This window comes from Comamonas suwonensis (assembly GCF_012844455.2).
Lineage (GTDB): Bacteria > Pseudomonadota > Gammaproteobacteria > Burkholderiales > Burkholderiaceae_C > Comamonas > Comamonas suwonensis.
Window position 1 is genome coordinate 152,253 of sequence record NZ_JABBCQ020000005.1, and the last position, 21,786, is coordinate 174,038.

17 protein-coding genes are annotated in these 21,786 nt (G+C 61.9%); 8 read left to right on the forward strand and 9 right to left on the reverse strand.

Translation table 11 applies throughout. The features are described from left to right. Window positions 1–5 precede the first annotated feature (5 nt). Genes HF327_RS07520 through HF327_RS07530 form a run of 3 tightly spaced genes read left to right on the forward strand, consistent with a single transcriptional unit; the run spans window position 6 to window position 4,934 of the window. Window positions 6–3,173 (forward strand): efflux RND transporter permease subunit, encoded by a 3,168-nt coding sequence (locus HF327_RS07520; protein ID WP_169107641.1) that lies wholly within the window; start codon window positions 6–8, stop codon window positions 3,171–3,173. Window positions 3,174–3,207: 34 nt separating this feature from the next. After that, window positions 3,208–4,548: a D-serine ammonia-lyase gene (locus tag HF327_RS07525; RefSeq protein ID WP_169107642.1), complete on the forward strand. Its 1,341-nt coding sequence runs from the start codon at window positions 3,208–3,210 to the stop codon at window positions 4,546–4,548. After that, entirely contained in the window at window positions 4,545–4,934 is a 390-nt protein-coding gene (locus HF327_RS07530; RefSeq protein ID WP_169107643.1) for a hypothetical protein, read from the forward strand. The genes HF327_RS07525 and HF327_RS07530 overlap by 4 nt, the downstream gene beginning before the upstream one ends. Window positions 4,935–4,938: 4 nt before the next feature. On the opposite strand, the gene HF327_RS07535 is transcribed toward HF327_RS07530, so the two are convergent. The 5 genes from HF327_RS07535 to purU all read right to left on the reverse strand — a co-directional run bounded on the left by HF327_RS07535 (window position 4,939) and on the right by purU (window position 11,640). Continuing rightward, window positions 4,939–6,486 carry an FAD-linked oxidase C-terminal domain-containing protein gene (locus HF327_RS07535; protein WP_169107644.1) on the reverse strand — a complete coding sequence of 516 codons (1,548 nt, stop codon included), beginning with the start codon at window positions 6,484–6,486 and terminating at the stop codon, window positions 4,939–4,941. A 139-nt stretch (window positions 6,487–6,625) separates the two neighbouring features. Further along, window positions 6,626–7,744, reverse strand: a complete 1,119-nt coding sequence (locus HF327_RS07540; protein WP_169107645.1) for an ABC transporter substrate-binding protein — start codon at window positions 7,742–7,744, stop codon at window positions 6,626–6,628. A gap of 135 nt (window positions 7,745–7,879) precedes the next feature. Next, entirely contained in the window at window positions 7,880–9,799 is a 1,920-nt protein-coding gene (locus HF327_RS07545) for a UvrD-helicase domain-containing protein (protein WP_169107646.1), read from the reverse strand. 66 nt (window positions 9,800–9,865) lie between these two features. Then, complete coding sequence (locus HF327_RS07550) at window positions 9,866–10,768, reverse strand: LysR substrate-binding domain-containing protein (RefSeq protein ID WP_169107647.1); 903 nt, start codon at window positions 10,766–10,768, stop codon at window positions 9,866–9,868. 23 nt (window positions 10,769–10,791) lie between these two features. Beyond that, entirely contained in the window at window positions 10,792–11,640 is an 849-nt protein-coding gene (gene purU, locus HF327_RS07555; protein ID WP_169107648.1) for a formyltetrahydrofolate deformylase, read from the reverse strand. Window positions 11,641–11,691: 51 nt separating this feature from the next. Here purU and HF327_RS07560 point away from each other — a divergent pair, with 51 nt between their 5' ends. After that, window positions 11,692–14,409, forward strand: a complete 2,718-nt coding sequence (locus HF327_RS07560) for a sensor domain-containing protein (protein WP_169107649.1) — start codon at window positions 11,692–11,694, stop codon at window positions 14,407–14,409. A 31-nt stretch (window positions 14,410–14,440) separates the two neighbouring features. Here the strand turns inward: HF327_RS07560 and HF327_RS07565 are convergent, their stop codons facing one another. Beyond that, entirely contained in the window at window positions 14,441–15,337 is an 897-nt protein-coding gene (locus tag HF327_RS07565; RefSeq protein ID WP_169107650.1) for a ChaN family lipoprotein, read from the reverse strand. Between the two features lie 198 nt (window positions 15,338–15,535). On the opposite strand from HF327_RS07565, the gene HF327_RS07570 reads away from it, so the two are divergent. Beyond that, the gene (locus tag HF327_RS07570; protein WP_236024093.1) at window positions 15,536–15,778 is read left to right on the forward strand and encodes a hypothetical protein; all 243 of its coding nucleotides are present in this window, start codon (window positions 15,536–15,538) and stop codon (window positions 15,776–15,778) included. Window positions 15,779–15,860: 82 nt separating this feature from the next. Here the strand turns inward: HF327_RS07570 and HF327_RS07575 are convergent, their stop codons facing one another. The 3 genes from HF327_RS07575 to HF327_RS07585 form a co-directional block, all read right to left on the reverse strand. Further along, window positions 15,861–16,160, reverse strand: a complete 300-nt coding sequence (locus HF327_RS07575) for a BTH_I0359 family protein (RefSeq protein WP_099735499.1) — start codon at window positions 16,158–16,160, stop codon at window positions 15,861–15,863. 288 nt (window positions 16,161–16,448) lie between these two features. Next, window positions 16,449–17,591, reverse strand: a complete 1,143-nt coding sequence (locus tag HF327_RS07580) for a DUF3108 domain-containing protein (RefSeq protein WP_169107651.1) — start codon at window positions 17,589–17,591, stop codon at window positions 16,449–16,451. A gap of 27 nt (window positions 17,592–17,618) precedes the next feature. Then, a complete protein-coding gene (locus HF327_RS07585; RefSeq protein WP_169107652.1) occupies window positions 17,619–18,410 on the reverse strand; it encodes an IclR family transcriptional regulator in 792 nt (263 codons plus the stop codon). Window positions 18,411–18,518: 108 nt separating this feature from the next. Between HF327_RS07585 and HF327_RS07590 the strand changes: the two genes are divergently transcribed. The 3 genes from HF327_RS07590 to HF327_RS07600 all read left to right on the forward strand — a co-directional run bounded on the left by HF327_RS07590 (window position 18,519) and on the right by HF327_RS07600 (window position 21,768). Then, entirely contained in the window at window positions 18,519–19,586 is a 1,068-nt protein-coding gene (locus HF327_RS07590; protein WP_169107653.1) for a fumarylacetoacetate hydrolase family protein, read from the forward strand. Window positions 19,587–19,603: 17 nt separating this feature from the next. Beyond that, window positions 19,604–20,695, forward strand: a complete 1,092-nt coding sequence (locus HF327_RS07595) for a TraB/GumN family protein (RefSeq protein WP_236024094.1) — start codon at window positions 19,604–19,606, stop codon at window positions 20,693–20,695. 98 nt (window positions 20,696–20,793) lie between these two features. After that, window positions 20,794–21,768 carry a Bug family tripartite tricarboxylate transporter substrate binding protein gene (locus HF327_RS07600; RefSeq protein ID WP_169107760.1) on the forward strand — a complete coding sequence of 325 codons (975 nt, stop codon included), beginning with the start codon at window positions 20,794–20,796 and terminating at the stop codon, window positions 21,766–21,768. Window positions 21,769–21,786 lie beyond the last annotated feature (18 nt).

The window sequence follows — 21,786 nt, forward strand, 5'->3', positions numbered from 1 at the left end:
TCTTCATGTTTGAACGCATCATCCGTTTCGCCATTGTCCAACGCTGGCTGGTCATGCTGGCCACCATCGCGCTGATCGGTCTTGGCATCTACAACTACCAGCGCCTGTCCATTGATGCCGTGCCGGACATTACCAATGTGCAGGTGCAGATCAATACCTCGTCGCCCGGCTATTCGCCGCTGGAGACCGAGCAGCGCGTGACCTTCCCCATCGAGACCGCCATGGCGGGCCTGCCGCACCTGGAGCAGACGCGATCGCTGTCGCGCTATGGCTTGTCGCAGGTCACCGTGGTCTTCAAGGATGGCACCGACATCTACTTTGCGCGCCAGCTAGTCAACGAGCGTTTGCAGCAGGCGCGGGATGCCCTGCCTGCGGGCGTGGCCCCGGCACTGGGGCCTATTTCTACCGGTTTGGGTGAGATTTATCTGTGGACGGTGGAGGCCGATGACGGCGCCAAGAAGCCCGACGGGTCGCCCTATACCCCCATGGACTTGCGCGAGATTCAGGATTGGGTCATCAAACCCCAGCTGCGCAATGTGGCGGGGGTCACAGAGATCAATTCCATTGGAGGCTTTGCCAAGGAATATCTGGTCGCGCCGCAGCCGCAAAAGCTGGCGGCCTATGGCTTTACGCTGGCCGATATCGTCACGGCGCTGGAGCGCAACAACGCCAACGTGGGCGCAGGCTATATCGAGCGCCAGGGGGAGCAGTACCTGATTCGCGCACCAGGCCAGGTACGGGGCATGGCCGATATTCGTGAGGTCATTGTGGGCACGGCCCAGGGCCAGCCCATTCGCGTGCGCGATCTGGCGGATGTGGAGCTGGGGCGCGAGCTGCGCACCGGCGCTGCGACGGATAACGGGCGCGAGGTGGTGCTGGGCACTGTCTTCATGCTGATTGGCGAGAACAGCCGTGCCGTGTCGCAGGCCGTGGATGCGCGCATGCAGGAGATCAACACAAGCCTGCCGCCCGGCGTGAAGGCAGTGACTGTGTACGACCGCACGCATCTGGTGGACAAAGCCATTGCCACCGTGAAGAAGAACCTGGTCGAAGGCGCTGCGCTGGTGGTGGTCGTGCTGTTCTTGTTTTTGGGCAATCTGCGTGCGGCGCTGATTACGGCGCTGATTATTCCGCTGTCCATGCTGTTCACCTTCACGGGCATGGTGCAAATGCGTGTCAGCGCCAATCTGATGAGTCTGGGGGCACTGGACTTCGGCATCATCATTGATGGTGCGGTGGTGATTGTGGAGAGCTGCGTGCGGCGTCTGGCTCACGCGCAGCAGGCAGCAGGCCGCTCGCTCACGCGCAGCGAGCGCTTTGAAGAAGTGTTTGCCGCCGCCAAGGAATCGCGTCGCCCATTGCTGTTTGGGCAACTGATCATCATGGTGGTGTACCTGCCCATTTTTGCGTTGACGGGCGTTGAAGGAAAAATGTTCCACCCGATGGCGCTGACGGTGGTGATTGCGCTGCTCGGGGCCATGCTGCTGTCCATCACCTTTATCCCCGCAGCGATTGCGCTGTTCATGGGCGACAAGGTTGCAGAGAAAGAAAACCGCCTCATGGTCTGGGCACGCAGTGCTTATGCGCCGGTGCTGGACAAGGTCATGCACGCACCCGCCGTGGTGTTGACGGCGGCAGGTGTGGTCGTCGCATTGAGCTTGTTGCTGGCTACGCGCATGGGTAGCGAATTTGCGCCCAACCTGAACGAGGGCGACTTTGCCGTCCAGGCGCTGCGCATACCGGGCACGAGTCTCACGCAATCGGTAGAGATGCAGATGCAACTGGAGCGCACGCTGAAAAAGGAGTTTCCGGAGATTGAGCGTGTGTTTGCGCGCACCGGAACAGCCGAGATTGCGTCTGACCCCATGCCGCCCAATATCTCGGACGGCTACATCATGCTCAAGCCCCGCGATCAGTGGCCGGATCCAGCGCGCACGCGTGATGATCTGCTGGCTGCAGTGCAAGAAGCGGTGGAGCAAATTCCGGGCAGCAACTATGAATTTTCTCAGCCGATTCAGCTGCGCTTCAACGAGCTGATTTCGGGTGTGCGCAGCGATGTGGCCGTCAAGATTTTTGGCGACGACATGCAGCAGCTGGAAAAGTCCGCGCAAAGCGTGGCTGCCATGCTGCAGAAGATTCCCGGCGCATCCGAAGTAAAGGTGGAGCAGACCACGGGTCTGCCCATGCTCACGGTGCAGATCGACCGTGAGAAAGCCTCGCGCTATGGCCTGAATATGGGCGATGTGCAGGACGCCATCAGCACCGGCCTGGGCGGGCGTGAGGCGGGGACTGTGTTTGAGGGCGACCGCCGCTTTGCCATTCAGGTGCGCCTGCCCGAGGCGGTGCGCAGCGATATGGATGGCATTGGCCGTCTGCCGATCGCGTTGCCGCGCGGTGGCGACGGGCGACTGGGCTTTGTGCCGCTGTCTTCCATTGCCACGGTAGAGCTGGCACCCGGCCCCAATCAGGTCAGCCGTGAGGATGGCAAGCGCCGCATCGTCGTCAGCGCCAATGTGCGTGGGCGTGATATCGGCTCGTTTGTGGCACAGGCCCAGCAAGAGCTGCAAGGCATTGCGCTGCCCGCCGGTTACTGGACACGCTGGGGTGGCACCTTCGAGAACCTCGAATCTGCTCGCAAGCGCCTGCTGATCGTGGTGCCCGTGGCGCTGGCACTGGTTTTCACACTGCTGTTTGCCATGTTTGGCAACGTGCGTGATGGTCTTATCGTCTTCACCGGCATTCCGTTTGCTTTGACGGGCGGCATTGCCGCGCTGTGGCTGCGGGGCATTCCGCTGTCGATTTCGGCGGCCATTGGCTTTATCGCGCTGTGCGGGGTGGCCGTTCTTAACGGGCTGGTCATGATCTCGTACATCCGTTCTCTGCGTGAGCAGGGCATGGGGGTGGAGCAGGCCGTGACCGAAGGCGCATTGACCCGCCTGCGCCCGGTGCTGATGACGGCGCTGGTCGCATCGCTGGGCTTTGTGCCCATGGCGATTGCGACGGGCACCGGAGCCGAGGTGCAAAGGCCGCTAGCCACGGTGGTGATTGGGGGCATTATTTCGTCCACCATCCTGACGCTTCTGGTGCTGCCGCTGCTGTATCGACTGGTTTATGGCGACAAGTCACAGCAAGGTGTAAAAGCCGACGCGGCGACGATTTTGAAGGCTGAGTGAGCACTTAACATACGGGTTTTGAGAGAGCCTCGTCATGCATCCATCCTCCGCCCCCACCGATCTGCAAGCCAGCATCATTGAATCCTTGCAGAGCGCCAAGCCCACGCTGTGGGCAGGGCGGGGTGCGAAGGAGCAGTCCACCCACGACATCAGCCCGCAGCAAGTGCAGGAGGCTGTGCTGCGCTTTGAGCGTTTTGCACCTCTGTTGATGAAGCTGTTCCCGGAGTTGACAGCCTCCGGTGGCCGTATCGATTCGCCCTTGCTGCAAGTGCCGAAGATGCAGCAGGCGTTGCAATTGCCGCCAGAGGCCGGTCAGCTGTGGCTCAAGGCTGATCACAGTCTGCCGGTAGCAGGCTCCGTCAAGGCGCGTGGCGGTGTGCACGAGGTGCTGGAGTACGCCGAAAACATCGCCCTGGAGCATGGTCTGCTGGCCGATGGCGACTATCTGCTGCTGGCCTCGGATGCCGCGCGCTCCGTGTTTGCCCAGTACCAGGTGGCGGTGGGTTCTACCGGAAATCTGGGCCTGTCGATTGGCGTCATGGCTTCGGCGCTGGGCTTCAAGGCCGCAGTACACATGTCTGCTGACGCCAAGGAGTGGAAAAAGCAGCGCCTGCGCGCCCGTGGCGTGCAAGTGGTGGAGCACACGGGTGACTACGCCATGGCCGTGGCCGCTGGCCGCGCGCTGGCCGAGCAAGACCCGCATTGCCACTTTGTGGATGATGAACATTCGCTTTCGCTGCTGCTGGGCTATGCCGCAGCTGCTCCGCATCTGGTAGCTCAGATCAAAGAAAGCAAGCGCGCTGTAGATGAAACGCACCCTTTGTTTGTCTATATCCCCTGCGGCGTGGGCGGTGCGCCGGGCGGCGTGGCGCTGGGTTTGCAGCAAGCCTTTGGGCCGCATGTGCACTGCTTTTTTGCCGAACCCGTGCAGTCGCCTTGTTTCATCGTCGAGATGCTGGCTGGCGCGTCTGCGTTGCCGGGGCTGGAGGCGCATCCTTCGGTCTATGAACTGGGCCTGAACAACCAGACTGAGGCCGATGGTCTGGCTGTACCGCGCGCATCTGAGCTGGCGGCTGATGTGGTACGCGGCTTTTTGGGCGGCGTGTTCACGGTGGAAGATGAAACCCTGTTTCGCCACCTCTACCTGCTGAAGAACAGCGAAGGCCTGAACATCGAGCCATCGGCTGCCGCAGGTTTCAGCGGCCCGCGCGAGCTGCTGCAAAGCGCCGCCGGGCAGGACTATCTGCAACGCCAGAACCTGCTGGCCCATCTGCCCAATGCCACGCATATCGTCTGGACCACGGGCGGCCTGTTTGTGCCCGATGAGGAATACGTCAAGTTTTTGCAGCGCGGCGCAGCGCTGATGGCTGCATGAGCGTTAACAACCACGGCCTGCCGTCTCGCGTGCCGGCGATTGCAGAAATCGGCCGACTGCTGGGCGACCCTGCCGTGGCCGATGCCGACAAGTGCGCTGCCTTGCAATTGCTGGTGCAAGACCATGCCGATCTGGATGAGGTGGAGGCGCAGTCTGCGCTTTGGGCTATTGCACAAATGGGGAATCATGAACAGGCGCAGCAGGCCTTGCTGGCCTGCGCGCCGCAGTGGCTGCACATGCATGATGCAGCTCTGCCGTTCATGGACTGCTATCAGGCCTTGTTTGGTCTGCAAAAGACCGATGCAGCCAGCGCCGTGTTTGCACAGCTGGAAATGCTGGCCTTGCAGGACGCTGAGCTGGCAGAGCAACTGGCTCAGCTGCGTTGAAGGCTTAAAACCTCGGTAGATCGGGGTGGGCGATCTGCCCGCCGCGCACCAGCATTTTTCCGTACTCAGCGCAGCGGTTGAGTGTGGGAATCACCTTGCCGGGGTTGAGCAGGGCTTGTGGGTCAAACGCGGCCTTGAGGGCGAACATCTGGGCGTTTTCAGCGGTGGTGAACTGGGTGCACATGCTGTTGAGCTTTTCCACGCCCACGCCATGTTCGCCCGTCACCGTGCCGCCCATGGCCACGCTGGTCTCCAGAATGTCGGCACCAAACAGCTCGCAGCGGTGCAGCTCGTCTGGGTTGTTGGCATCAAACAGAATCAGCGGATGCAGATTGCCGTCACCGGCGTGAAAGACGTTGGCGCAGCGCAGCTGGTATTTCTTCTCCATCTCCTGAATCGCCAGCAGGATGTCGGCCAGGCGTTTGCGCGGAATGGTCGAATCCATGCACATGTAATCAGGGCTGATACGGCCGCTGGCGGGGAAGGCATTTTTGCGTCCGCTCCAGAAGCGCAAGCGCTCTTCCTCGCTCTCGCTCACGGTGATGGCCGTGGCACCGGCGGTGCGCAGCACCTCGCTCATGCGGGCGATCTCTTCTTCTACTTCCTCGGGCGTGCCGTCGCTCTCACACAAGAGAATTGCTTCGGCCGTCAGGTCGTAGCCGGCGCGCACAAAGTCTTCGACGGCGGCGGTCATGGGCTTGTCCATCATCTCCAGCCCTGCGGGGATGATGCCGGCCGCAATCACGGCGGCAACGGCCGCGCCGGCTTTGCGCACATCGTCAAAACTGGCCATGATGCAGCGCGCGAGCTGGGGCTTGGGGATGAGCTTGACGGTGACTTCGGTGACCACGGCCAGCATGCCTTCGCTGCCGATCATGATGGCCAGCAAGTCCATGCCCGGCGTGTCCAGCGCGTCTGAGCCGAATTCGACCGGCTCGCCCTCGATGGTGAAGCCTTTGACCTTGAGCACGTTGTGTACCGTCAGCCCGTATTTCAGGCAGTGCACGCCGCCCGAGTTCTCAGCCACGTTGCCGCCAATCGTGCAGGCAATCTGGCTGCTGGGGTCGGGGGCGTAATACAGGCCGTAGGGCGCAGCGGCTTCGCTGATGGCGAGGTTGCGCACGCCGCATTGCACCAGCGCCGTACGGCTATGGGCATCGACGCTCAGAATTTGGTTGAACTTGGCCAGCGACAGCGTCACGCCCATGGGGTGAGGCATGGCTCCGCCCGACAGACCTGTGCCCGCACCGCGTGCAATGACCGGCGCGCCAATGGCGTGGCAGGCCTTGAGCACGGCCTGTACCTGTGCATAAGTCTCGGGCAGGCAGACCAGCAGCGGGCGCTGGCGGTAGGCGGTCAGGCCATCGCACTCATAGGGCGTGGTGTCTTCACTCTGGTAGAGCAGGGCATGGGCTGGCACATGGGGGCGCAAGGCGGCCAGCACCTCGGCCTGGCGCTGGGCGCGCTCAGACAGTTCTGGCTGGCGGTGCGCGGCGTTGGCGGCATCGCTGGAGGTGGCGACAAGATCGGTGAAGGTGCTGGCGGGCGTCATGCCTGCAAATGTAGGGGATGAGCCCGCACAGTGGTGTGAGCTTTATTGCAAAGCTGCTTGAAATGCGCTGCGCATAAGGCTGTTAAATGCTATTTGAATAATAGCTAACAGCTGTTTATTGGTAAGCGTCGAAGGCTTTTTATTCTCTGAATTGACCGCCGGAATCAATCATGGTCAGCCCCACATAGCTGGAGCCTGTGCGTGGCGCGGCAAAGCGCAGGCTCATGGCGCCGTAGCGAATTTCGCCCATGGCATCGAGTGCGGTGGTCAGCGCTGCGCGACTGGTGGCAGGGCTGGCTTTGCGCAGACCATCGAGCAGGGTACGGGTGTTGAGAAAAACCTCCAGCCCCAGATAAGACGCAGGCGGCATGCCGCTGTGGCTGACGAGCTGCTGGTAATCCTTGACGGCAGGCACCGCACCCTTCCACGGGCTGGGCACCAGCGTGGTGAAGGCAATGCCGCGTGTGTACGGTCCCAGTCCCTGCACCACGGCACGGTTGGCCTGTGCGGCCAGGTTGTAGAACGGAGCGGTGATGTGGGCCTGCCTTGCCATGGTGATGAGGCCAATGGTGGCAGGGGTGCCAGCCAGCACGATGACGCCTTGCAGATCGGACTGGGCGGCCAGTTGCTTGGCCAGGTCTGGGGTATTGGCGCCTGATGGCTCCACAGCCAGGGTGGTTATTGGTTTCAAGCCCTTGGCGGTGAAGGCGGTCATTGCGATCTGCAGGCCGTCTTTACCAAAGCCATCATTTTGATAAACGATGACAACACGTTGAAGTCCAAGAGTCTGCATTTGCTGCAGCATGGCGGTGATTTCAGCCTGCGTGGTGGCGCGCAGCGGGTAAGCGTGGCGGCCTGGTTGCTGGCGCATATTGCCGGCACCGGCAATCACGCCGACCAACGGGGTCTGGCCCTGCTGTACTTCGGGCTGCATGGCGGCGCAGCTGGCCGTGCCCCAGCAGTTGAGCAGGGCGACAGCACCCTCCTGAGTCAGCTGGCGTGCATTGCTGGCGGCGCGCTGCGGTTCATAGCCATCGTCCAGCACCTTGAGGGTCAGTTGCCGCCCGCTCAGGCCCCCTTGCTTGTTGAGTGCATCAATCTGGGCTTGCATGATGGCCAGCCCTTCCTTGCCGGCCTCGGCCTGCGCTCCGGAGAGGGGCAGGCTGGTGCCGATGGTGATGCTGCTTTCCTGTGCGTGCAGCGACAGGGCGGTGGTGGCGGCGGCCAGAAGCCAGGCGCTGCGCAATAGGGATTGCATATCTCTCCTCCTCGTTGTTATCAGCCCATGGTGGTTGGGCTGCAACAGCTGAGGGAGAGGGCAACCGTGGCTATGTCGGCTGGTGGCGACGTTATGCTGTTTTGACCCCCGTATGGCTTGGTCATTTGACCGGGGTCAGCGTCTTTCCAGCATCCACAGGCGCTTGCTGGCACGGGTCATGGCAACGTAGAGCATGTTGCGCTCCGGGTCGCTCGCATTGGGCGAGAGATGCCTGCTATCGACGAAGGGCACAGCGACGAACTCATATTCATGGCCTTTGCTGCGCTCCACCGTGAGCAGTTGCAGGCTCGGCTTTTCCTGGCGCTGATGCTGTGCAATGCTCGACTGGATCATGAGGCTCAGACGGCCCAGGAATTCATCGACGGAAAGACCGGTGCAGATGCGTGACAGCGCTTTCAGGCTTGCCAGGCACTGGCGCAGTTCGTCCTGACTGATGGGGGCCTGCGCGAAGAATTGCCGCATCAGAGGGTGCTGACACAGCCGCCCTGCATCGGCGCATTGGTCAGCGGGCAGGGCTAGCAGCTGGGCAGCAGGCGAGTCTGATGTGATGTGGGCGGCAAAGAAGCGGCGCATGGCGGCCTGCTGGCCCATGAGTTCGGCGGCAATGCGCAGCGTGTCGGATTCAGGAGGTACCTCGCCCAATGCGCCCATGTCGAACAGGCCGTTGGCCAGCAGGTCACGGTCGGGCGAGGCGGCATGGCGCACGTAGCGCATCAGCCCTTCGGCTGCGCTGTTCAAAATACCTTGTGAGAGCCGCGCGCTGCCGCTGCAGCCTTGCATGGCCCACAGCATGGCCAGCACCAGAGCGATGTCGCGGCGCTGGTAGAAGCGCTGCATGCCCTTGCAGGCATAGTGCACGCCTTCATGGGCGAACAGCCATTCGAGCAGCACCGAATCTTCGGGCGAGCGCAGGATGATTCGCAGCACGGCGGGCGGGTCTTGTGGCTTGCGGGGCAGGCGGGCCACCGTGGCATGGATATCCAGCAATTGCCGTGCGCAGTCCTCATCATCGCCGTGGCGATGCTCGAACCATGCCGCAGCATTGCGGTAGTGGGCGTCGAACTCCACGCTGAAGAACCGGTTCAGCTGCTGGCAGATGGCGGGGCCGAAGCGATAGGTCGTGTTGAGTGTGCTCTGGGCCGTTCCGGCGGGTAGCTCTTGCAGAATGCGCTGGGCACCGTCTCCAAAAACAGAGGATGCACCCGGCAGGATGTGCTGGTTGAAGTCGCCCACACCGATGAAGCTGCCGTTGCCACGCGCCAGGTGGCGCAGCACCAGCAGTGCGGCTTCGTCCAGGTCTTGCAGCTCGTCGAACAGCACCGCATCGAAGCGGCCTTGCAGTGGCGCGAAGTAGGCATTGAAGTCCAGTGCGGCCAACTGGCAGGCCAGCGCATAGGTGCAGTCGCCGGGTGCGTAGAACAGTGGCTCCTGAGTGGGGCCTGCGCGCAGCCGCTCATAGCTGCGCAACAGTCGGTACAGGCCGTAGTCCATTGCGTTGTCGCGGCAATAAGCCAGCGCGCCAAGGCCGCTGTCCTCGATGCTGAGCTCCAGCATGCGCTGCTTGGCCTGTGCCTCGAAGGCGAGAAAGGCGCTGATGTCCAGAGGGCGGGCGAAGTAGTCGGCCAGCTCGGGGATGTCTATCTCTGCGTGCCGTTCGACCTCTTGAGACAGTGCTCCCTGCGCCTGAGCGATGAGCAGGTTCTTTTCCAGATCGGAGGAGAGAACGGGAACAGGGTCGCCTTGCTCTTGGAGCATCTGGGCGCACAGCTGCTCCAGTGTGAGCAGATGCAGGTCTTCGAGCTGCACGGCGGTGAACCGGGTCAGCCGTGCCTGAATAGCCTTGATGCCGGCTTCCGAGTAGGCCAGCATCAGCACGTTGCGCGCGCCCTTGGTGTGGATCAGGTCGGCAGCCTTGATGGCCAGCGTGGTTGTTTTGCCTGTGCCGGCCAAGGCACGGATGAGCAGAGAGGGCGCTTCGCTGTTGAGTGCCTGGTTCTGGTCAAGGCCGGGGTAATGCCTGGGCTGAAGGTTCATGCAGTGATACTCCATCGTCGTTATGCATGGCGCAGCCCATGCAAAGGGTGCTTCTTGGAGCCGTCCTCAGCTCATGGCCTTGCGCAGCCACTCGGCAAAGGCCGCGCATTCCCAGCGGTCCATGATGCCGGTCTTCCAGCACAGGTAATGGGCATGCGGGCTGTGGGCATCGGTGTCGAACAGACGTACCAGCGTGCCGTTCTCCAGCCAGGGCGCGCCCAGTTTGTGGCGCACCAGTGCAATGCCCATGCTGGCGGATGCGGCGTCGCACATCAGGCCAATGTCGTTGAATTGCGAGCCTTCGTTGGGCTCGGCCATGTCGAGGCCGGTGGCTGCAAACCAGGTGCGCCAGGGCTCCAGCGGGCTGCGCAGCAGCGGCATGCCTTCAAGGTCTTCTGGCCGCTCGAAAGGGCCATGTTCCCGGATGAAGCTGGGGGATGCCAGGGGCGTGATGGTGTCGCGTGCCAGCTCGATATGCTCCACATCGGCATAGTGACCTGCACCAAAGCGCACCATCAGATCGGCATCTTCTGCGATCACGTCCAGCAGCGGAATCGAGACTTGCAGCGCAATGTCGATCTCCGGGTAGGCCTCGGTGAATTGGCGCAGACGCGGGATCAGAATCACGCGCGCAAAGGTCGGGGTGACGGCCAGTTTCAGGCGTCTGCGCCCCGGGGATGCGGCTGCGCCGGGAAAGCGCTGCAGCGCGCCCAAACCTTCGCGGACATGGGCCAGATAGGCGATGCCGTCTGTGGTCAGCGAAAAATCCGCCCGACCAAACAGGCGCGAGCCCAGCATCTGCTCCAGCTGCTTGACCCGGTGGCTGACGGCGCTGGGCGTCACGCACAGCTCCTCTGCCGTTTGCGTGACTGAACGCAGCCGTGCCAGGGCCTCAAACGTCAGCAGGCACTGGATCGGCGGAATGCGCCGGGCGGTGATGCTGTTCAAGGCGCTGGGGCTGCGGGTCATGCAAAAAGTCCCAAGCCTGAGGGTCAGCGGAAGACTACGGTCTTGTGACCGTTCAAGATCACGCGGCGCTCGCTGTGCCACTTCACGGCGCGGGCCAGCACCTGGCTTTCGGTGTCGCGGCCACGGGCGGTCAGGTCTTCCACCGTGTCGGTGTGGTCGGCACGGGCGACGTCCTGCTCAATGATCGGACCTTCGTCCAGGTCAGCCGTCACATAGTGAGCGGTAGCGCCGATCAGCTTGACGCCGCGGTCATGCGCCTGGTAGTAAGGCTTGGCGCCCTTGAAGCTGGGCAAAAAGCTGTGGTGGATGTTGATGGCACGGCCAGACAATTTCTTGCACAGATCGTTGGACAGCACCTGCATGTAGCGGGCCAGCACGACCAGCTCCGCGCCTTCCTCCTGAATGATCTCGTACTGGCGCTCTTCGGCCTGGGCCTTGGTCGCAGCCGTCACAGGAATGTGGTGGAAGGGAATGTTGTAGCTCGCCGCCAGTTGATAGAACTCGCGGTGGTTGCTGAGGATGGCCTTGATCTCGATAGGCAGCAGACCCGACTTCCAGCGGAACAGCAGGTCGTTGAGGCAATGGCCTTCCTTGCTGACCATGATCACGGTCTTCATCCGCTCAGCTTTGGAGTGCAAACTCCACTGCATTTGATATTGATCAGCTAATTCAGCGACAGATGCTTTAAGAGCGGCGGGGTCCTTGCCGTCACAGGCAAACTGCACGCGCATGAAAAACAGGCCAGTCACCGTGTCGTTGTACTGCGCTGCTTCTTCAATATTGCCGCCTTGTTCGAGCAAAAAGCCCGAAACGGCATGCACCAGGCCCAGTCGATCTGGGCAAGATAAAGTCAAAATATAGGCTTGGGTCATAGCTCGACGATTGTCGCAGCAAGGCGAGGACCCTGCGGACAAAGGAAATTCATGAAAAGCGATGGAGGCCATTCTCGCCTCACACCCTGGGTGATTGTCACCCTCTATGTGTGTGCGGGAATGATGTGGTTGGGCGCTCAGGCAAGCGTGCTTGACTATTTTGCGGTATCGCTCAATCGCCAGTCGCTGCGTTGGCAGATAGGCTTGTTTCTAGTTTGGTTGCTGGTGACTGCGCTGGTGGCCCTGTGGTTCATGCAGCGCAAGCGGCAAGCTGACCAGCGCAGCCGGGAAACGGCGCAGGAGCTGGAGCTGATCGTGCGTTACGCACCGGCCGGTATGGCCCGAGTGCACCTGGGCGGCGGCAAAATTGCCTGGGCCAATGCCAAGCTGGCTGGCTGGCTGGGCTGCAGCGTGGAGTCTCTGCGCGGTCAGGACTTTCGCGTTCTGGTGCCTGCTGACGACAAGGAAGAAATCGCCCTGCAGCTTGAGCGCCTGCTCGACGGCAGCACCAACTACTACCAGGCTCTGCGCAGCTGCGTCAACGCCGCCACCGGCAAGGTCACGCCTGTGTTGTGCACCACCAGTCGCGTGGCGTCCTCGGGTGTGGGCGGGCCGGTGGCCTTGGTCTGTGTGCTGCAAGACTTAAGCGAGATGGTGAATGCGCGCAATGCCATGGTGCGCAGTGAAACCATGCTGCGCATGGCGCTGGAAGGCAGCGGTAATGGCGTCTGGGAATGGGATGCGCTGGCGTTGCGCCTGAACTTTTCTTCGGGCATGGGCGCCTTGCTGAAATATCAGGGCCAGGACCTGGCTGCGGACTTTGATTTCTACCAGCGCCTGCACCCCGAAGATGCAGCGGCGGCACGCCTGCAGGTGGATCAGGCGCTGGAGCAGGGCAGCATGCTGGTGCTGACGGCGCGGCTGTTGTGCTTTGATGGCATGTACCGCTGGTTTCGCGCCCGTGGTCAGGCCCACAAAGATGCGGATGGCCGATTGCTGCGCATTTCAGGCCTGCTGTCTGATCAGACCGCCAGCCGCGAGGCCGATGAGCGCCGCCGACTTGCATCCACCGTGGTGGAAAACACCATCGAGGGCGTGGTGGTGACCGATGCGTACAGCCGCATTCTCTCGGTCAATCGCTCTTTCACGCGTCTGCTGGGTTTTTCTGAAGAGGAAATGCTGGGCCAGACCCCGCGCATGTTCAAATCCGGCCGTCACGACAAGGCGTTTTACGACGCCATGTGGGCAAGAATGCGCTCCCATGGGCACTGGCAGGGCGAGATCTGGAATCGCCGCAAGAGCGGGGAAGTCTTTCCCGAGCGCATGTCGCTGAGCGCGGTCAAGGATGCCAACGACCATGTCACCCATTACGTCTGCATGTTCACCGACATCTCGGCCGAGAAGGCGCGTGAGCAGCAGCTGGAGTTTCTCGCGCACCGTGATGTGCTGACCGGTCTGCCCAATCGCTCGCAGTTCAGCCTGATGCTGGGCAATGCGCTGGCGGACAGCCAGCTCACCGGTGCGGGCATGGGGGTGATTCTCTTCAATATTGACCGCTTCAAGGACGTGAACGACAGCTACGGTCACTCCATTGGCGATGAGGTGCTCAGGCATGTATCGCATCAGATGCAGGCCGCCTTGCGCTGCGGCGACATCATTGGTCGACTGGCCGGGGATGAGCTGTGTGTGGTAGCCAATTCCCTCCCTAGCCGCCAAGCCGCCATAGAGGTGACAGAGCGTTTGATGGCTGCTGCGGGCAAACCATGGACCACACCAGATGGCCTGTCGGTCGTGGTCAGCGTGAGCGCTGGTATTTGTCTGTACCCCGAGCATGCACAGACTGCCGAGGATTTGCTGCAAGGCGCCCATGCCGCAGTGTATGGGGCCAAGAGCCGAGGCTCCAACGCCTGGTGCTTCTTCCATGAAGACATGACGCAGGCCGCACGTGAGCGCCTTGAGCTGGAGGCGCGGCTGCGTCGTGCGCTGGATCAGGGCCATATGCGCCTCTACTACCAGCCTCAGATTGATTTGCAGACCGGCCGCCTGATGGGCGCTGAGGCGCTGCTGCGCTGGCTGGACCCTGAAGAGGGCCTGATTTCTCCGGCGCGCTTTATTCCGGTGGCCGAAAGCTCGGGCGTCATCGGTCCGCTGGGGTTGTGGGTGCTGGGCGAGGCTTGCCGTCAGGGCCAGCAATGGCGTACTGCGGGCCTGCCCGATCTGACGATTGCCGTGAATGTCTCGTTGCACCAGTTTCTGCTCACGGATCTGGTGGGCGCGACGAACCAGGTGCTGGCGGAATCCTGCTTTCCGGCGGAGTTCCTGGAGCTTGAAATCACCGAAAGCGCACTGGCCGAAAAGCCTGAAGACGCGCTGGCCGTGCTCACCCGTCTGCGTGAACTGGGCCTGCGCCTGGCCATTGATGACTTTGGTACGGGATATTCGTCTCTGGCTCACCTCAAGCGCTTTCCGCTCGATCTTCTCAAGATCGATCAGGGCTTTATCCGCGACATTCCCCATAGCGCGGACGACATGACCATCAGCAGCTCAGTCATTGCACTGGGCCACGCCATGGGTCTGAAGGTGCTGGCCGAGGGGGTGGAAACGCGCGAGCAGCTGGCATTTTTGCAGGAAAAAGGCTGCGACTACTTTCAGGGCTACCTCTGCAGCCGCCCCGTTCCGGCGGAAGACTTCACGCGGCTGCTGGAGAAAGCGCGTGACGGCCTGCCGCTGGTGGATATCGCTGTGGCTGCCGAGCCTGTGGTGATTTGAGCGTCAGTTGCCGATACGCTAATTCGTGGAATCAGGGCTTGGGTGCGGCCCTGTTCTTCCACTGCTCGCCTAACTCTGCGCAGTGATCTTTGGAGGCGGTGCCTGGCAGTGTCAGCAGCTTGTCTGCTTTCATATTGATAGCTACTTGCGCTTTATCTGATTGCGCTATGGTTACTTTGGGCTCGAAATCTGCAGCCAGCCAGGTCGGTACGCCAATATCGCTGCGCACATGGCCGCGGCCTGCCACCAGCAGCACGGTCTGGCCGGGCTTGGCCTGTTTGTGCGCAGCCGTGCTGACCTTGGCCATGGCTTCATCGCGCGCTAGCTGAATGCGGGCCATGGGGGCGAACTGGGACTCGGGCAGCAGGCCACAATGGCCTTGCTTGATGGCATCCAGCTGCAGCTGCCAGCCTGCGGCGGGCAAGTGGCTGTCATAGCGGGCCTCGCCCATGGCTTGCTTCATCTGGGCGCGAGGCAGGTTGCCGCCCAGCACGGGCACGCCCGCTTGCACCGCCGCCATCACCATGGGGCCATAGTCCTGCCAAGGCCAGCCACCGGGGCCGCCGCCCTGTGCCCACAGCAGTGCGGTCTTCACCTCTTCATCGCTGGCACCGGGCTTCAGGGCGCGGGTATCGCCGCCGGCTGGTGCCATCTCAATCACCAAAGCAGCCAGTTGCCCCTGTGCTGCCAGGTGGCGCACAGTGGCCGCTTCCCACTGGTGGTGAGATGTCTGGTCATGCTGCTCGCCCAGCAAGATGGCGGGGGCACCTGACCATTGCGCCAGCGTCTGTTGCCACTGGGCGTCGCTAGTCAGCTCTGTGCTTTTCTGATGGGCGCAGCCGCCCAGCAGCAAGGCGGTGGCAAGAACGAGAGGTTTCGCCAGCGGTTTGAAAAAAGGGCGTTGAAGTAGCTGCGAAGAAGTCCACATATTGACCAGTCCTGTTTTGAAAGACGGGGCATGGCTTCGTACCTCAGAAAATCGCACCGGCTTTGCCCACCGAAATTTGACATGAGGCAGCGGGTATTGGCCGCTGCCTAGCAGCTATTGTCAGGCCTTGGCGGGCAGCTTTGCTGCGTAAAGTGCCTCTTTATTCAGGGCCTCATTGCGCAAAACCATAATGGGTTGATGAAAAAGCACTGGCGCACCTGCACCTTTATCAGCCTGAGCCTTGGCGGTTTGCTGGGCGCTGTTCTTATGTGGATGGCCTGGCAGCACAACGCGCAATGCGAGATTCATTGCCCAGAGCTGGGTGTGGACTGGGGTTACTGGCTGGCGCTGGGTGGGGCGGGGCTGGTGTTGGGTTTTGCAGCGAGCATGGCACTGGGCGGATTGCTGCTCTGGGTGCTGCAGACGTTGCAAAAAGCATAGCTGGAAGCTGTTCTTGCATCTATGTCAATCATGAAAAAAGCCACTCAAGTGATGGAGTGGCTTTGGTTGTGAGACGGATCGCTCAGTGGATGATGACTGGCTGCTGGGCAAGGCCGGTGTACTTGTCCAGCGTTTCCTCTACCTCTTCTTCAGTGGGGGCGTCTTGCTGCCAGGCCAAAATGGTCTTTTGGAACATTTCGGCCCAGGAACCATCGAGATACACCTCTTTGCCCGAGCGCTTGTCCACAATTTCAAAGCCGTGGCGGGGCAGTTGGTGCTTTCGCTCTGTTGCGGCCGGGGCAGTGCCTGCCGGAACGTCTGCCTCCATGTCTGGACGCAGATGGAGCACCGCAAAGGATTCCGAGTCGTAAAGCATTTGCATGGTGATCCCCCTTTCATTTCCGTTATGAGCATGCCTGCCATGGATATGGCGACAGGGTGCCGCATTTCAAGCTGGAAATGCCTGCTCTTGGCACTTGATCACAGTATTCCATGGTTTGGGCCGTGCTGTGCAGGCCCGGCTTTCGCCTGCTGTGGTAGGCCACGCTGTGGGCGGCGCGCCAGCGCGGGGCTCTTGGGCTTGCAGGCGGCGGGCCTTGCTTCACTCTGGGTGTGAGTGCTTGATCTGGCGCGGGCTCGGGGTTTACGTCAGGAGCAAGTCGGTTTGCGGCTATTGCGGCGCTGGCGAGTATTTTTTGAGTTGCAGGTCGACAAAATCATCCTGCCCCTGTGTGAGTTTGATGCGCACGGGCAGGTATTGCATGGCTGGAGCCAGCCAGACGGCCCCGCGCTGGTCGTTGCCGCTGATGCCGGGAAGCTTGTCTAGCCGCAGTGCCATGACGCTGCCAAACGGCAAATCCAGTGCCTCGGTCGCGCCCACTCGGAACTGCCAGCGGGCGGCTGAGCGGGCGCTGCTGGCGGTCATCTCGATCAATGTGCCGGGCGGGTATTTGCCGGGGTCCGCCGCAATGAGGGCGGAGAGCTGCAAAAACACGCTGAGACGGTCTTGTACGCCATCGGCAATCGCCGCGTCGGCCGTGCCGCCGCTGAATCTGGCCTTGCCGCTGGCTACGTCAAAGCTGGCGGACTGGTTTTTTCGACCTTTGTCGCTGAAGTTCAGCGGCTGCAGGCCGCTGGGCGTGATCAGGCCCTCACTGGTCTGAGAGCGCTCGCCCATCAAAAACATGCTGATGGACTGGCGCGCCTGGTAATACTGGCCGTCATGCTGCCACTGCAACTGGGCACCGGCCGAGTACTGAAAGCCTTTGACCTGACCGGAAGCATTGAACTCCAGCGTGGCCGAGTTGGGCAGGGAGACGGGCAGCACCGTGCCCGGTGGCAGCGGCGCACCGCCTGCGGGGGTAACCTGAATCGGGCGGGCGGTGTCTGCGCCGTTGGTTTCGGGTGGCTCGGCTGGGGGTTCAGGGGCTGGAGGTGGTGCAGGTGGTGGTACTTCTGCGGGTGCTTCTGTTTCAGGAGCTTGTTGCGCTTGCGTATCTTGGGCTGGAGGCTGATTGGACTCAGGTTCTGGCTCTGTGGGCGCAGGAGCCGGCGCTGGAGCGGGTGGCTTTGGCGCAGGTCGTGGCTTGGTGGGTTTGGGGGCAGGGGCCGCCGGTTCAGGCGCGGGCTTGGGAGCCGGCGTCGTGGGTGGCGGCGGAGCCGCTTCCACCATGCGTGTCTCCATCACGATGGGGGCATCTGCGGGTTGGGGTGGGTTGAGCTGGGGCAGACCCCATAACGCCAGTGCATGTGCCACCAGCACCGTGCCGGTGATGGGCAGCAGGATTTTGCGTGGCTGAGTGGTGTGGCCCATGGGCTGTGGGGATTGGCTGGGAGTGGCTTATTGGCCGACTGTGGCGCGCCAGCCCAGATCGCTGGAGAGCTGGCGGGCGGCGGACTGCAGCGGCGCGTCGATGGCTCCACCATATTCGGGGTCGAAAGTCGCCAGCGAGCCCAGGGTCATCAGGCCCAGCACGATGTGTCCTGATGCATCGAAGACCGGTACGCAAAAGGCCACGATGCCGGGCAACACTGTGTCGACCACACGGGCCGTGCCGCGCTCGCGCACCTCGGTCAGCATGGCGGCAACGGCTTCTTCGGTCAGCGGCAGGTCCTGGCGCTTGGCCTTGCGGGCGCGCTCGAGCTCGGGCTCCAGCAACGGCGCGGTGATTTCGCGGGGCAGCCAGGCACCAAAACAGCGGCCTGTGGCCGAGGCCAGCATGGGCATCACATCGCCCAGACGCAGATTGGCGGTGACGGACTGCGCCGACTCTTCCCAGTGCACGATGGTGGGGCCGTGATTGCCCCAGACGGCAATCGCCAGCGTGTGGTTGAGGGTGTCGAGCAGGCCGGGAATGCGCTCTCGGGCCAGACGCACCGGGTCGAGCCGGGCCAGCGAGGCTAGGCCGATCTGGAGCGCCGCTGGCCCCAGGTCATAGCGCGAGTTGCGCTCGTCCTGACTGACCAGGCCGATGCGCTGAAAGCTCACCAGATAGCGGTGAGCCTTGGCCGCACTCATGCCGGCGGCGGCGGCAACATCTTTCAGCATCAGCGGGCCGCTGGCTTGCGCCAGTGCTTCGACTAGGGAGAAACCCACTTCAACCGACTGAATCCCTGCGCGTTCCTTATCCATTGCAATAGAATCGTGTTTTGTTTAGTTAAATCAATTTAACCAATCGTAATTTTGGCTAGCGTTGTCAGGCATTGTGCCAGCAACGCCAGTAAAGCAGAGGGATAGAGCATGAAGCTGGCAACGTACAAGGATGGCTCGCGTGACGGGCAGTTGGTCGTGGTGTCGCGCGACCTGAGTCAGGCCTGCTATGCCACTGGCATTGCCAACCGCATGCAGCAGGTGCTGGATGACTGGAGCTATATGGCTCCCCAGTTGCAGGATTTGTCGCATGAGCTCAACAGCGGCAAGGCACGCCATGCCTTCCCGTTTGACCCGCTGCGCTGCATGGCGCCGCTGCCACGTGCTTACCAGTGGGCCGATGGCTCGGCCTATATCAACCACGTGGAGCTGGTGCGCAAGGCGCGCAACGCCGAGGTACCCGCCAATTTCTACAGTGATCCGCTGATGTACCAGGGCGGCAGCGATGACTTCATCGGTCCCTGTGACGATGTGATCGTGCCCAGCACGGCCATGGGAATCGACTTTGAGGCCGAGATTGCCGTCATCACCGGCGATGTGCCCATGGGCACGGATGCCAAAGATGCGCTGGACGGTATTCGCCTGGTCATGCTCGTCAACGACGTCAGCCTGCGCAACCTGATTCCCAATGAGCTGGCCAAGGGCTTCGGCTTTTTCCAGAGCAAACCAGCCACGGCTTTCAGCCCTGTGGCGGTGACGCTGGACGAGCTGGGCGATGCCTGGAAGGGGGGGCGTCTGCACCTGACGCTGCAATCGACCTGGAATGGCCGCAAGGTCGGCATGTGCGATGCGGGCGAGGACATGACTTTCCACTTCGGTCAGTTGATCGCCCATATCACCAAGACCCGCAATGTGCGCGCCGGCTCCATCGTGGGCAGCGGCACCGTGAGCAATCGTGGCGTGGAGACTGGCAGCGGCAAGAACAAGCGTATGGAATGGCCCAAGGGCTATAGCTGTATCGCTGAAAAGCGCTGTATCGAGACTATTCAGGATGGCGCTCCCAAGACCGAGTTTATGCAGTTTGGCGACACCATTCGCATCGAGATGAAGGGCAAGGATGGCCAGAGCATTTTTGGCGCCATCGACCAGAACATTGCGCCGCCCGGTGGCAATGATGAGGCTTCAGAAAGCGCCGCAGCCGATACTCCCAAGGTCTGAACTTTGCTGGAATGCTGATGGCTGCCCGAATGCTGACTCCCAAGCCTGCTTGCTCGCCGTTGACTCGCTGCTTTCTGGCGCTGGCCGCTGCACTGACTTCGGGGCTGGTACTGGCGGCATCGCCTGCCCACGGCGTGAAGGCGGGCAGCAAGGCCAGCAGCGCCGCGCAAGCGGCCGTTATCTGCCCGGCCAAGCCCGCTGTGCCTACACCGGCTGAGATGAAAGCGCTGGCCGCGCAGGCGCAGGACAGGGGTTTGCTCTGGCGCGTGACAGATAGCCAAGGTGATGGCACGCGTGCCAGCTGGCTTTACGGAACCATGCACGTGGGCAAGCGCGAATGGCTGATGCCGGGGCGCAGCATTGTGCGTGCCGTGCAGGGCGCAGATCAACTGGCGCTGGAGTTGAATCTTCTGGACCCTGAGGTGGGAAAAGCACTGGCAGAAGGCCTGAAGGCGCGTGCTGATGCGCCGCCGCTGGCTGCAGACTTGAGCCAGCGACTGAACCGGCAGCTCAAGCTGGCCTGCGCCGAAGATTTGATTCGGTTGCGGCCCGAAGCGCAGATTCTGGGCCTGCTGGCCAAGACTGGGAGCCGGCAAGGGCTGAATGCGGAGTACGGCGTAGATATCACGCTGGCGGGAATGGCCTATGCGCTGGGCAAGCCCATCACTGGGCTGGAAGCGGTGCAGACCCAGCTCAACGAGCTGGTGTCCGATGATCCTATCGAGATCGCCGAAACCGTGGATGACGGGCTCAAGCAGCTGGAAGATGGCATGGCTCCCGAGATGCTGCAACTGCTGGCGCAGGTGTGGGCCAGCGGTAATGCGAGCAAGTTGGAGAACTATGCCGACTGGTGTGACTGTGCCAATACCGAACGCGAGCGCGCCCAGCTCAAACGCATGATTGACGGCCGCAACCCCGGCATGGCCGACGGCATTGCGGCGCTGCTTGAACAAGACAAAACGGTGTTTGCTGCCGTGGGTGCGCTGCACATGGTCGGTCCCATGGGCTTGCCCGAGCTACTGCGTCAAAAGGGCTACCGGGTCGAACGGGTGGAGTTCACACCATGGCCCTTGCAGAAAAAATCGTCAAAACCCATGAAGACCGAATAAAGACAAGCGCAGGCTGCTATGAATCAATTAGAGCAAGCGGCCTTGCGAAGACAGCACAAGATTACATCGCCCCAAACATAAACCTAAGGAGACAAATGATGGATCGTCGACAATTTCTGGCCGCAGTAGCTGCCACTTCGGCTGCGGGAGCCTCCCCCTTCGCCATGGCGCAGGACTGGCCCGCCAACCCCGTGCGCTGGGTTGTGCCCTACCCACCCGGAGGCGGTACCGATGTGCTGGCCCGCACTGTGGCCGAGTCCATGCGCAAGACGCTGAACCAGACCATCGTGGTGGACAACCGTCCCGGCGCTTCGACCAATATCGGTGGCCAGCTCGTTGCTGCGGCCAAGCCTGATGGCTACACCATCATGTCGGCCGACAACGCCATCCTGGCGTTCAACGAGCACCTGTTCAGCAAGCTGCCTTTCAGCCCTGACAAGGATTTCACCTATGTGGGCGGCATCAGCCGCTTCCCCATGGCGCTGGTGGTCAACCCCGCGTTCGAAGCCAAGGATTTCAAGGAATTCCTAGCCTATGCCAAGGCCAACCCCGGCAAGCTCAACTACGCCTCCCCCGGCAATGGCTCGCCCCACCATCTGGCCATGGAGCTGTTCAAGAATCGCACTGGCGCGAGTCTGACCCATATCCCTTACAAGGGCGCTGCGCCCGCGCTGGCCGATGTGATGGGCGGCCAGGTGCCCTGCATGTTCCTGGATCTGGCATCGGGCCTGCCGGTGATTCAGTCCGGCAAGGTGCGGGCTTTGGCCATAGGCACGGCCAAGCGCGTGCCCAACCTGCCCAATGTGCCCACGCTGGCCGAGCTGGGTCTCAAGGATTCCGAGGTCTATGCCTTCCAGGGCATTCTGGGTCCCAAGGGATTGCCGCCAGCCATCGTGCAGCGTCTCAATGCAGACCTGCAAAAAGCCCTCAAGGACCCCGACGTGGTCAAGCGCATGGCCGACTTCGGCATGGAAGCCCTGCCCGGCACGCCCGAGCAGTTCCACCAGCTGGCACGCACCGAAGCCAAGCGCTGGGGTGAGGTCATCAAGACGGCTGGCGTGAAGCTGGACTGATCGTCTTTCCTCTGAGCT